Source organism: Amycolatopsis stemonae (assembly GCF_054781455.1).
Map to the genome: position 1 here is coordinate 535,045 of NZ_BAAGUJ010000003.1, position 12,250 is coordinate 547,294.

Annotated in this window: 9 protein-coding genes; 4 read left to right on the forward strand and 5 right to left on the reverse strand. The window is 73.6% G+C overall.

What is annotated here, in order from left to right:
• Nucleotides 1-9 precede the first annotated feature (9 nt).
• Both ACYVLJ_RS14315 and ACYVLJ_RS14320 read left to right on the forward strand, forming a co-directional pair.
• Nucleotides 10-867, forward strand: coding sequence for an alpha/beta fold hydrolase (locus ACYVLJ_RS14315; RefSeq protein WP_460438952.1), 858 nt, complete (start codon nt 10-12; stop codon nt 865-867).
• Between the two features lie 14 nt (nt 868-881).
• The gene (locus ACYVLJ_RS14320) at nt 882-1,379 is read left to right on the forward strand and encodes a nitroreductase family deazaflavin-dependent oxidoreductase (RefSeq protein WP_460438953.1); all 498 of its coding nucleotides are present in this window, start codon (nt 882-884) and stop codon (nt 1,377-1,379) included.
• Here the strand turns inward: ACYVLJ_RS14320 and ACYVLJ_RS14325 are convergent.
• Entirely contained in the window at nt 1,363-2,748 is a 1,386-nt protein-coding gene (locus ACYVLJ_RS14325; protein WP_460438954.1) for a WS/DGAT/MGAT family O-acyltransferase, read from the reverse strand. The two genes, ACYVLJ_RS14320 and ACYVLJ_RS14325, sit on opposite strands and share 17 nt — an antisense overlap.
• 123 nt (nt 2,749-2,871) lie before the next feature.
• On the opposite strand from ACYVLJ_RS14325, the gene ACYVLJ_RS14330 reads away from it, so the two are divergent.
• Nucleotides 2,872-4,107: an alpha/beta hydrolase gene (locus tag ACYVLJ_RS14330; protein ID WP_460438955.1), complete on the forward strand. Its 1,236-nt coding sequence runs from the start codon at nt 2,872-2,874 to the stop codon at nt 4,105-4,107.
• Here ACYVLJ_RS14330 and ACYVLJ_RS14335 read toward each other — a convergent pair.
• The 3 genes from ACYVLJ_RS14335 to ACYVLJ_RS14345 all read right to left on the reverse strand — a co-directional run bounded on the left by ACYVLJ_RS14335 (nt 4,101) and on the right by ACYVLJ_RS14345 (nt 10,618).
• Nucleotides 4,101-5,261, reverse strand: a complete 1,161-nt coding sequence (locus ACYVLJ_RS14335; RefSeq protein ID WP_460438956.1) for an SWIM zinc finger family protein — start codon at nt 5,259-5,261, stop codon at nt 4,101-4,103. The two genes, ACYVLJ_RS14330 and ACYVLJ_RS14335, sit on opposite strands and share 7 nt — an antisense overlap.
• A complete protein-coding gene (locus ACYVLJ_RS14340; RefSeq protein ID WP_460438957.1) occupies nt 5,261-8,404 on the reverse strand; it encodes a DEAD/DEAH box helicase in 3,144 nt (1,047 codons plus the stop codon). Before ACYVLJ_RS14340 ends, ACYVLJ_RS14335 begins: the two co-directional genes overlap by 1 nt.
• Before the next feature lie 165 nt (nt 8,405-8,569).
• Nucleotides 8,570-10,618, reverse strand: a complete 2,049-nt coding sequence (locus ACYVLJ_RS14345) for an acyl-CoA dehydrogenase family protein (protein ID WP_460438958.1) — start codon at nt 10,616-10,618, stop codon at nt 8,570-8,572.
• Between the two features lie 141 nt (nt 10,619-10,759).
• On the opposite strand from ACYVLJ_RS14345, the gene kstR reads away from it, so the two are divergent.
• Nucleotides 10,760-11,398: a cholesterol catabolism transcriptional regulator KstR gene (gene kstR, locus ACYVLJ_RS14350; protein ID WP_451973648.1), complete on the forward strand. Its 639-nt coding sequence runs from the start codon at nt 10,760-10,762 to the stop codon at nt 11,396-11,398.
• 1 nt (nt 11,399) lies between these two features.
• Here kstR and ACYVLJ_RS14355 read toward each other — a convergent pair whose 3' ends face one another.
• The gene (locus ACYVLJ_RS14355) at nt 11,400-12,230 is read right to left on the reverse strand and encodes an LLM class F420-dependent oxidoreductase (RefSeq protein WP_460438959.1); all 831 of its coding nucleotides are present in this window, start codon (nt 12,228-12,230) and stop codon (nt 11,400-11,402) included.
• Nucleotides 12,231-12,250 lie beyond the last annotated feature (20 nt).

A 12,250-nucleotide genomic window follows, 5' to 3' on the forward strand; every position in this document is an offset into this window, starting at 1 on the left:
AGGAGCGGGATGGCGGTGACCGAACCGGGCGGCGCGGGCCGTCGCCGGCTGATCACCGTGCCGCCGACCGCCGGGGTGCCCGACCCGGTCCCGCTCGACCTGCCCGGCCGCGGGTGGACGGTCGTCACCGACGTCGGCCCGCGGGACGCACCCGCCCTCGTCCTGCTGCATTCGGTGGCCTGCACGGGCTTGCTGACCTGGTACCCGGCCCTCGACCGGCTGGCGCGCGACCACCGCGTCGTCGTGTTCGACCAGCGGTGGCACGGCCGGGGCATCCGCTCGCCGGAGTTCCGGCTCGCCGACTGCGCCGGGGACGTCACCGCGGTGGCCGACGCGCTGGGCATCGACCGGTTCGCGCTCGCCGGGTACTCGATGGGCGGCATGGTCGCCCAGCTCGTCGCCCACGCCGAACCAGAACGTGTTACCGGATTGGTGCTGTGCTCGACCGCGAGCAACTTCCGCCGCGGGCTGCGCCAGCGGGTCGCGCTCGACGTGTTCGGCCGGACGCTGCGGCAGCTGCGCGAACGCGTGAGGCTGCCGGCCGTGCCCGTCGCCGTGCCGCGGCAGCGCGTCGAGGACTACCGCTGGGGGCTGCGGGAGTTCCGCTCGACGACACCGTGGGAGATCGCGGTCGCCGTCGACGAGATCGGCCGGTTCGACTCGACGCCGTGGCTCTCCTCGCTGCGGCTGCCCGCGGCCGTCGTCGTCACCACGAAGGACCGGTTCATCGCCCCCGACCACCAGCGCTCCCTCGCTGGCCGGATCCCGGGCGCGGCGACCTGCGAAGTCGCGGCCGGGCACGCCGCCTGCGTGCTCGCCGCGGACCGCTGGGTGCCCGCCCTGCTCGCCGCCGTCCACTCCCTCTGAGAACGGAGCCCCCGATGGGACGTTTCAGCCTGCCCGAGCAGAAACCCGACGGCCTGGACTCGCCCGTCACGGCGAAAGTCATGAAGTACGCGGCGAAGGCGCAGGTGTCGGTCTTCCGGCTCACCGGCGGCCGCGTCGGCGGCACGTGGCGGATCGGAGCCGGGTTCCGCAACCCGGTGCCGACGCTGCTGCTGGAGCACCGCGGCCGCAGGTCCGGCCGGCTGTTCACCACGCCCCTGCTCTACCTGAGCTCCGGCGAGGACGTCGTCGTCGTCGGCTCCCAGGGCGGCCTGCCCCGGCACCCCCAGTGGTACTTCAACCTGCTGGCACACCCCGAGACCCGCATCCAGCTCAAGGGGCGGCGCGACGTGCCGGTGGTGGCACGGGTCGCCGGGCCGGACGAACGCGCCGAGCTGTGGCCGCGGCTGGTCGAGCTCTACGCCGACTTCGCGAAGTACCAGGCCTGGACCGACCGCGAGATCCCGGTGGTGGTGCTCAGCCCGCGGCCTTGAGCAGTTCGGCGAGGGCCTCCGGGAGCGCGTCGGCCAGCGGCCACAGGTCCTTGACCAGCTCGCGCGCGCCGAGCAGGCCGACGTGCACCTTGCCCGCGTTGGACAGCACCGTGACGTTGAGCCCGGCGCCGTGGAAGACGGGGCCGAGCGGGTAGAGGCCGGTGATCCGCGCGCCGAGGAAGAACAGCGGCATCGGCGGGCCGGGCACGTTGGAGACGACCAGGTTGTGCACCACCGGGTGCTTCTCGGCCAGGCGCAGCGCCGAGTACGCGCGCACGGCGAGGCCGAACATCGTCGCCGCGGAGAACTGCGCCCAGTCCTGCAGCATGTCCGCGTCGATGTCGTAGTGGTGGTCCTTCGAAAGCCGGTTGGCCTCGGCGAGGAAGAACACCCTCGCGGCTGGGTCGGCCAGGTGCGTCGGGAGGGAGGCGAAGAACGCGGAGACCTTGTTGCTGCCGTGGTCGCGTTCGGTCCGGTCGTGCACCGAAACCGGGACCGTCGCCACCAGCGGGTCTTCCGGCAGCTCGCCCCGTGCCTCGAGGAACTCCCGCAGCGCGCCCGCGACGAGCGCGAGCACGACGTCGTTCACCGTGACCCCGAAGGCGTTCTTGACCTCCTTGACCTCGTCGAGGTCGAGCTGGGCGAACGCGACGCTGCGGTGGCCGGTGATGGTGCCGTTCAGGGACGTCCTGGGCGCGGTGAACGGGACCGGCATCCCCTTGCCGCGCAACGCTTTCCCGAGCCACCTCGGCACCAGGCCCAGCAGGTCGGGAAGCAGCCGGGCGACCTCGGCGGGACGCTTCGCGAAGCTCTCGACGCCCGAGCGGAGCAGGTTCAGCGGCGACGGCACCGAAGGGTTGTCCTGGTCCTCGATCTCCGGCGGCGGCGCGTCGGGCTCCAGGCCGGCGAGGTAGGTGATCAGGCTGGCACCGCTCACACCGTCGACGCTCGCGTGGTGCATCTTCAGCAGCACGGCGATCTGGCCGTCGGCCAGGCCCTCGATGACGTAGAGCTGCCAGAGCGGGCGCGCGCGGTCGAGCTGCTGCCCGGCGATGTGCGCGCACAGCTCGGCCAGCTCGGCGCGGTCGCCGGGGGCCGGCACGCCGATGCGGTGCACGTGGTGGTCGAGGTCGAAGTCCTCGTCCTCGACCCAGACCGGATGACCGACGTTCCAGAGTGGATTGTGCAGTTTGCGGCGGAACGCCGGGATCACCCGGACGCGTTCCTCGAGTTTTTCTTCGAGCTTCGCGAAGCTGTAGCCGCCGGGGACGGTCGACCCGTCGAGGGTGAGCAGCCCGCAGACGTGCAGGACCTGCGCCGACGTCTCGAGGTAGAGAAAGCTCGCGTCGAGGCCGCTCAGTCTCTGCATGACACTTAGGGTAAGCCACTTCCCAGAGGATTTCGGGGGTCCGGGTGGCGGAGCCCCCGGCCCGGGGCAACGCCCCGGTCGCTGCGGCGGCGCGTCACCCTACTCGCCGGTACCATCGCGGTGGTGCAGCCGAACTTCCTGATCCGCCGTGCGGTCCAACTCGGCCTCACCGCGAACGCGCTCCGCCCGTTGAAGGCCCGCTCCACGACGATCCCGGCGTTCTTCGCCGGCTGGCTGACCGGCGAGCTGGCCCCGCAGTTCCTGGCGCTGACCCTGGCCGACACCGCGGTGCACGTGGCGCGCCACGGCGTGCGCGACCGGTCCACGCAGGCGGGGCTGGCGATGGCCGCCGCGTCGGCCGCGGGGCTGGGCACGCTGATCCGCACCGGCCACGGCGCCCGCGAGGAGATCGAGCACGCGCTGACCTCGGCGCTGGGCGAGGACTACGCGGCCGAGCTGGGCCGCTCGGACCTCGGGCTGCCGTGGGGCGAGCTCGCGCTGCCGTTCCGGATGGGCGCGCCGGACGTCCGGGTCGACCGCGACATCGCCTACGCCCCGGGTGGCAAGCGGTTTCTCCTGGACGTGTACCGGCCGTCTTCGCCGGTGTCGGGTGCGCCGGTGCTGCTGCAGGTCCACGGCGGCGCGTGGGTGATCGGCAACAAGGAGGAGCAGGGCCGGCCGCTGATGCGCTACCTGGCCCGCCGCGGCTGGGTGTGCGTCGCGATCAACTACCCGCTCTCGCCGACGCACCGCTGGCCGGCGCACATCGTGGCGGCGAAGCAGGCGCTGGCGTGGATCCGTTCCTCGATCGCCTCTTACGGCGGCGATCCCCGGTTCGTCGCGGTGACGGGTGGCTCGGCGGGCGGCCACTTGTCGGCGTTGCTGGCGTTGTCGCAGAACGACCCGGCGCTGCAGCCGGAGTTCGAGGACGTCGACACGAGCGTCCAGGCGTGCGTGCCGCACTACGGGGTGTACGACTTCGCGGCCACGTCGGGTTCGCGGGCGAGCCAGTACCGGCTGGAGAGCCTGATCGCGCGGCGGGTGTTCGCGGCCGACCGGGACCCCGTCCGGCACCTCGACGACTACATCGCGGCGTCCCCGCTGGACCGGATTTCTTCGGAGGCACCGCCGTTCTTCGTGATCCACGGCCGGGACGATTCGCTGGTGCCGGTGCGCGAGGCGCGCGAGTTCGTGCGGCGGCTGAAGGAGAAGTCGCGGCAGCCGGTGGCCTACGCCGAGCTGGCCGGGGCCCAGCACGCGTTCGACGTGTTCACGTCGGTGCGCAGTGCGCACGTCGTTCGCGGCGTGGCGCGGTTCCTGGACTACACCTACAACGCCTGGAAGGCCGGGGCTCAGTAGGCCAGATCCACCGGGCTCGCCGACGGTGGGCCGTCCAGGCGCCACTCCGTGCCCGACTTCACGAAGCGGTACCAGCGGGCGTCGCGGCCGTAGCGCAGCTGCAAGCCGCCCTGCGTCAGGCGGTTGCGCCAGATCTTCGGGGTGCCCGGGAGTCCGGCGTCGGCCATGACCAGCTGGGCCTCGTTCAGCGGGCCCGGCCCCGGCTGCCAGGGCTCCCGCAGCACCGCCAAGCCGCCGCGGCCGGCTTCACGCCAGGCCTCCGCCCAGCGGTCCAGGTCCCGCGGCGGGACGCCGGCCTGGGTGGCCAGCGCCGCGACCTCCGCGCCGGACCGGCCGGCCGCGCGGCGGGCCAGGTCTTCCTCGAACGTCAGCTCCGCCGCCGCCGGCCCGCCGACCAGGAGGTCGCGGGCAAAGGAAGCCGCATCGGCGGCCAGGGCGGACAGCGCGGCCGCCGTCCAGCCGGTGCCCGGGGGCGGGTCGAGGTCCAGGACCGCCGGCGGGCCCGCCACCCGCGGCGTCGGGGGCAGGGCCGGGATCGCCCCCGGCCGCCGGGCGTACGCCGCTCGCGGGGACAGCCCTTCGTCCTCCCGCTTGCGCAGCTTCGGTTTCTCGCCGCGCGACGGCGACCGGCGGGCCCGCAGCTCGGCCAGGACGTCCGCCCGCGGACGTCCGCGCAGCAGGAACAGGGTGAACGGGTCGCGGTCCACCTCGTCGGCGACCAGGTAGTACACCGCCGCGACGTGCTTGCACGGGTTCGCCGCGTCGGGGCACGAGCACCGCGGCCGCAGGTCGCCGGGCCCGGGCAGCAGGTCGGCTCCGGCCTCGCGGGCCTGCTCGGCGAGCGCGCCCGGCAGCTCGCCGTCGAGCAGCGCGGCCGCGTGCCCGAGCTGCGTGCCGACCACGCCGAGCAGGGTGTCCCACTCGTCGTCGGTGAAGGTGCGCATGGTGATGGTGACCTTGTACGGCGTCGGACGGCTGCCGCGCACCCGCGCCGTCATCGCCCCGGCGCCGAAGCGCAGCTCGCTGACGGTGCCCTTGCGCGCGTACGTCCGCCCGCGGGGCAGCCGGTTCGGGTCGAGCTTCGCGCGTTGCTCCAGCGCGTCCACCCAGGCGCGGCCCCACCAGGTCGTGCCGAAGTTCCGCCTCGGGGGCATCAGCCGCTCCCGAGCCGGACCAGGTCGGCGAGCTCGTCGTCGGAGAGCTCGGTGATCCAGTCCTCCCCCGCGCCGACGATCGACTCCGCCAGTCCGCGCTTCTTCTCGAGCACCTGCGCGATCCGCTCTTCGAGGGTGCCCTCGGCGATCAGCCGGTGGACCTGGACCGGCCGGTCCTGCCCGATGCGGTACGCGCGGTCGGTGGCCTGGTCCTCGACCGCCGGGTTCCACCAGCGGTCGTAGTGGATCACGTGGGTGGCCCGGGTCAGGTTGAGCCCGACGCCGCCCGCCTTGAGCGACAGCAGGAACACCGGGATCTCGCCGGCCTGGAACCGGTCGACCATGTCCTGGCGCTTCGCCGGCGAGCTGTCGCCGGAAAGCAGCTCGGTGGGCAGGCCACGCTCCCGGAGACGTCGCTCGAGCAGCCGGCAGAGCTGGACGTACTGGCTGAAGACGAGGACGCTCTCGCCTTCGTCGAGGATGACGTCCACCAGTTCCTCGAACGCCGCGAGCTTGCCCGACCGGCCGGTGAGCGCGCCGTGCGGCTCCTTGAGGAACTGCGCGGGGTGGTTGCAGATCTGCTTGAGCTCGGTGAGCAGCTGCAGGACTTGCCCGCGCCGCTTGATGCCCTGCGTCTCGCGGATTTCGGCCAGGTTCTCCCGCACGACGGCCTCGTAGAGCGTGGTCTGCTCGGCGGTGAGCGGGACGAACCGGTCGGTCTCGGTCTTGGGCGGCAGCTCCGGGGCGATGTCCGGGTCGGACTTGCGCCGCCGCAGCAGGAACGGCCGCACGGTGGCGGCGAGCCGTTCGGTGACGGCCTTGTCGCGATCGCGTTCGATCGGCCGCGCCACGGTGCGCCGGAACCGGTCGAGCGGACCGAGCAGCCCGGGCGTCGTCCAGTCCACAATGGACCACAGTTCGGTGAGCCGGTTCTCGACCGGGGTCCCGGTGAGGGCGACCTTGGCCCGCGCGGGAATCTTGCGCAGCTCCTTGGCGGTGGCGGACAGCGGGTTCTTGACGTGCTGAGCCTCGTCCACGGCGACCAGCCCCCAGTCCACTTCGGACAGTGTCTCGCGGTCGCGCCGGAGGACGCCGTAGGTGGCCAGGACGACTTCGTCGGGAGCCAGGTCGTCGAGGTGGCGCCCGCCGCCGTGGAACCGGCGGACGGGGATGTCGGGCGCGAAGCGGGCGAACTCGCGTTCCCAGTTGCCGAGGAGCGAGGTGGGACAGAGAACGAGGGTCGGCCCACCACCGGCCGGGCCGGCGGGCGGTGTGTGGTCGAGGGAGATCAGGGGCTCGCCAGGCAACGCCGACTCACCCGGCGCCGCAAGCTCACCCGGCAACTCGGACCCGCCCGGCAACCCGGACTCGGCGGGGCCAGCGGGCAGCTCCGCCCCGCCCGGCAAACCAGGCTCGGCGGGGCCAGCGCGCAACTCGGACCCGCCCGGCAACCCGGCCCCGCCCGGCAACCCGGACTCGGCGGGACCAGCGGGCAGCTCCGCCCCACCCGGCAAACCAGACTCGGCGGGACCAGCGGGCAGCTCAGCCCCACCCGGCAACCCAGGCTCGGCGGGACCAGCGCGCAACTCCGCCCCACCCGGCAACCCAGACTCGGCGGGGCTAGCGGGCAGCTCGGCCCCGGAACCACCGAGGGGTGCCAGGGACCGGCGGTGCAGGTGCAGGGCGATCAGCTGGATCGTCTTCCCCAGCCCCATGTCGTCGGCCAGGCAAGCGCCCAAGCCGAGGCCCGTCATCGTGGCCAGCCAGGCCAGGCCGGCCTGCTGGTACGGCCGCAACGTCGCCTTCAAGCCCGCGGGGGGCGCGATCTCGGCGGACGCCCGGTCGCGGATCCGCGTGGCCAGCCCGCCCAACGCCGGCGGGGCCGCGAACTCGACGCGTTCGCCGTCCAGTTCCAGCTCGCCCGTCAGCGCCGCCGCCAGGGCCTCGCCCGCCTCCAGCTTGCGGGTGCGGCTCCGGACCCGCGCCAGCAGGGCCGGGTCGACGCGCACCCACTGCCCCCGCAGGCGCACCAAGGGCCGCTTCGCTTCGGCCAGCGCCGCCACCTCGGCCTCCGTCAGCTGCTCGCCGCCGAGGCTCAGCTGCCAGCGGAACTCCAGGAGGCTCCGCAGCGCGAACTCCGCATCCGTGACGCTCGCCGGTGCCTGCGTCGCGCTCGCCTTCGCCTTCACCTCGCCCGCGAACAGCCCCTTCGACCACAGCACCTCGATCCCGGCGCCGCCGAGGTCGTGGCTGCCGTCGGTGAGCAGGTCGACGACGTCGTCGTCGGACAAGGCCAGCGAGGCGGGCGCCGGCTGCGCCAGCACCCGGCCGAGCGGCGGCCACGCCCGCGCGCCACGGCGCAGGCCGAGCAGCAGCTGCGTTTCGACCTGGTCGCCGAGGCGGTCCAGGACCGCGTCCGGCGCGTCCCACAGCGTCGACGCCTCCACCACCAGGCTCGGCTCCGCCAGGCTGCGCACCGCCAGCACCCCGGCGAACGTGTCGTCGTCACGCCCCTCGACGCGCAGGAGCACCTGCACCCCGCGGGGTTCACGGGCCGCCAGCTCGGCCAGCCACGCCGCGCCGTCCGGGCCCAGCAGGGCGGGTTCGCGCGCGGCGAACGCCGGGTCGCCCGCGCCGACGGGTGCCGCCGGGCTGCGCGCCAGCAGGTCCGCCGTCGCGTCCCAGAGCGCGCGGACCAGCGAGTCCGGTGAGTGCAGGCGGATGCGCTTCAGCCCGGTCAACGGCAATGCGTACGCCTCGGGTGGCAGTGCGCCGGCCAGGCCGCGCAGCAGTTCTTCGTCGGCGGCGTCCAACGGTCCGATCCGCCAGGCCGCCGCCCCGGCCGGCGAGGCCGCCGGACGCAGCCGTCCGCGCGCCACCAGGTTGACCCCGGCGTTGACCGCCGCCGACCACGCCGCGACCGCCGGACTGGCCTCCTCCCCCACGGCCAGCAGCCGCGGCAGCGCGCGCTCCAGCGGGACGAGCTCCGCCTCGACCTTCGTCCGCGCGAACTTGGCGCCCCGGGGCAGCACGAGCTCGATCGTGGTCCCGCCGGCCACGTCCTCGCCCCACAAGGCCAGCACGCCGTCCCGCGGGGGATCCGCGGGAAGGTAGGTGGCTTGGGTGTCTGCTCCGAACTCCACGAAGGCAACGCTAGAACACGACCCCGACAGTTTCGGCCCGGAGGGCGCGAACGGTCCTTTCGCGCCGCCCGCACCCCCGCCCCGCCCGTGCTCGAAGAGGCATCACACGTGATCGGACAGGCATCACGCGTGATCAGAAGGGCATCACACGTGACTGGCGGGGCATCAGCCGCGGGGCAGGCCCAGCAACCGTTCCGCGGTCAGGGACCGCAGGACCTGCGTGGTGCCGCCCGCGATCGACAGGCAGCGCGTCAGGAGGAACTCGTGCTGGACGTCGCCGCCCGCGACCAGCGCTCCCGTCCCCGCCAGCTCCAGCGCGAACTCCGCGACGTCCTGGCGGTGCTGCACGCCGAGCAGCTTCCGCACGCTCGACTCCGCGCCCGGGTCCTGCCCGCCGAGCCGCCGCAGCGCCGCCCGCAGGTCCAGCACCGAGCCCGCCACCCCGAAGGCGACGAGCCCGCCGAGCCGGTCCAGCGCGACGTCGTCCAGCGCCGCGGCGTCCACAGTGGACACGAGCGCCTGCACGCTCTCCCCCACCGCCGAGCCGCTCCCGAGGGCCACCCGCTCGTTGGCCAGGGTCGTGCGCGCCAGCCGCCAGCCCCCGCCCGGCGAGCCGACGACGTCGGCGTCCGGCACGAACACGTCGTCGAGGAACACCTCATTGAACACGGCGTCGCCGGTGATCTCGCGCAACGGCCGCGTCGTGATGCCCTCGGCGCGCATGTCGACCAGGAAGTACGTGATGCCCTTGTGCTTGGGCACGTCCGGGTCGGTGCGCGCCAGGCAGATCCCCCAGTCGGCTTCGCGGGCCAGCGACGTCCACACCTTCTGCCCGGACAGCCGCCAGCCGCCGTCCACGCGCCGGGCCGCCGTCCGCAACGCCGCCAGGTCCGACCCCGCGCCCGGTTCGCTGAACAACTGGCACCACGTGATTTCCCCGCGCAGCGTCGGCCGCGCGAACCGCGAGCGCTGTTCGTCGCTACCGTGCTCGAGGATCGTCGGCACCGCCCACGCGCCGATCACCAGGTCCGGACGGCGGACGCCGGCGGCCGCCAAAGCCCCGTCGATCCGCAGCTGCTCCGCCGCATCGGCGCCCCGGCCGTAGGGCGCCGGCCAGTGCGGGGTCAGCAACCCCGCGTCGGCCAGGGCGACTCGCCGGCCGGAGCCGGAAAGCGCGGCGATCCGCGCCACCTCCTCGTGCAAGGCGGGGTCGTCCCCGACGTCGACCCCCAGCGTGCGCTCGGTCCCGGCCAGCGCCAGCGAAGCCGCCCGGCGCCGCCACGCCCCGCCGAGCCACTGACGCAGCGCCACCGCCCGGCGCAGGTAGAGGTGCGCGTCGTGCTCCCAGGTGAACCCGATGCCGCCGAGCACCTGGACGCAGTCCTTCGCGTTGGCGACGGCCGCGTCGAGGGCGACGACGGCCGCGCTCGCCACGGAGAGCGGGTGCTGCCCGGCCGCCGCGTCCCAGGCCAGCGCCTCGGCGGCTTCGGCGCGGCTGAGCATCTCGGCGCACAGGTGCTTGATCGCCTGGAACGCGCCGATCGGCTTGCCGAACTGCTCCCGGACCTTGGCGTACTCGACGGCGACGCGCAGGCACCGCCGCGCCACGCCCGCCGCCTCGGCCGCGGCCAGGGTCGCCGCCAGCGGCTCGACCGGCGGCAGGGTCAGGACCTCGGCCGGGACACCGGAGAACCGGACGCGCCCCAGCGGACGCGAGAAGTCGAACGGCGTCAGCGGCTCGACGGTCACCCCCGGCGTCCCCGGCGCGAGCAGCACGTGGCCGCCCTCGACCGGCACGAGCAGCCAGGATCCGGGAGTGGCTCCCGGCACCGGACCGGGCGCGGCGTCGACGAGCCGGTCCGGCAGCTCCGGCACCGTGGTCTCGCCCTCGGCGAGGGCCGCGAGCAGCTCCTTCGCCTCGGGGACCTCCGCGAGCAGGAGGCCGCCCAGCGCCGTGGCGAGCACCGGACCGGGGACGAGTTCTTCGGCCGCGGCGGCCAGCCCGGCCGCGAGATCGGCGACGGTTCCGTCGGCTCCGCCGGCCGCCGCGGGCAGCGCGACGCCGAAGAGGCCGAGCTCGGCGAAACCCGCGGGAACACCCGCCGCGGACCCGGTTTCCGCCGCTCGCACCGCCTCTCGCGGGTGGTGCGCGGCGGACCAGGCGTGGATCGCCTCGGCCAGCGCGACCTGTTCCTCGGTGAGCGCAACCGGCATGGGCCCTCCTCGCGGGTGACGGACACTACTCGCGAGTGTAGAACGTGTTACAGTTTTTCGGCCAGTGGGTCAGTTGTTGAACGTTTCGCCAGGACAGGTACTCTACGTCGTGAACTGGAACAAGTTCCGAAGGACGGGGGAATGCCGATGCCCGGCAAAGCCAAAGCGCCGGCGAAGGCACGCGGCAACGGCCTGAGCGCGATCGGGGCCGACGAACTCGGCTCGGCCGCCCAGCGCGACCGCCGCCGCCGGATCATCGACGCCACCCTCGCGCTGGCCGCGAAGGGCGGGTACGACGCCGTGCAGATGCGGGCGGTCGCCGAGAAGGCGGACGTCGCGCTCGGCACGCTGTACCGCTACTTCCCCTCGAAGATCCACCTGCTCGTCTCCGGCCTGGCGCGCGAGTTCGAGCGCGCGCAGGAGAAGCTCGAGCGCCAGGCCATCCCCGGCGAGACCCCGGCCGAGCGGCTGATGTTCGTGCTCGGCCGCAACACCCGGCTGATGCAGCGCGACCCGCACCTGACCGAGGCGATGGTCCGGGCGTTCATGTTCGCCGACACGTCCGCGGCCGCCGAGGTCGAGCAGGTCGGGCGGCTGATGGAGAACATGTTCGCCCAGGCCATGGGCATCGACGACCCGACCGAGGCCGACCGCGACATCTTCCACGTCGTCGCGGACGTCTGGATGGCGAACCTGGTGGCCTGGGTGACCCGCCGCGCCTCGGCGGCCGACGTCGCCAACCGCCTCGAGCTGTCGGTGCACCTGCTGCTGGACAAGTGACTCAGTGGTGCGTGGCCGCCAGGGCCGCCAGCTCGTCCAGGGCCTTGAGCGTCTCGGCTTCCGGCATCGTCTCCAGCAGGAACGTGTAGCGCTCGACGCCCGCCTCGCGGAAGCCGTCGATGATCTTCGGGCGCTCGTCGCCGCCGAAGACGGCGAACTCCACGTCTGACCGGCCCTGGTCGGCCAGCCAGCCGCGGACACGCTTCGCCTCGTCGAAGTGCGTGTGACCGCGAAGCAGCCAGCCGTCGCCGTAACGGGCGAGACGGTTCAGGGCGGCTTCGCTCTCGCCGCCGATGTAGATCGGCGGGTGCGGCTTGCGCACCGGCTTCGGCCAGGCGTAGATCGGGTCGAAGTCGACGTGCGTGCCGTGGAACTCGGCCTCGTCCTTCGTCCAGATCTCCTTGAGCGCGGCCAGCTGCTCGTCCATCAGCGCGCCGCGGGTCTTCGGGTCGGTGCCGTGGTTGCGCATCTCCTCGCGGTTCCAGCCGACACCGACGCCGAACAGCGCGCGCCCGTCGGAGATCAGGTCGAGCGAGGCGACCTCCTTCGCGACGTGGATCAGGTCGCGCTGGATCAGCAGCGCGATCCCGGTGCCGAGCAGCAGCTCCGACGTCGCGGTGGCCGCGGCGGTGAGCGCCACGAACGGGTCGAGCGTGCGCTTGTACTTCTCCGGCAGGTCGCCGCCGCCCGGGTACGGGCTCTCGCGGTTCACCGGGATGTGCGAGTGCTCGGCCAGCCACAACGAGTCGAAGCCGCGTTCCTCCAGGGCCGCGCCCAGCACGTCCGGCCGGATGCCTTCGTCGGTCACGAACGTCGAGATCCCGAATTTCATACTTCTACGACTACCACCCG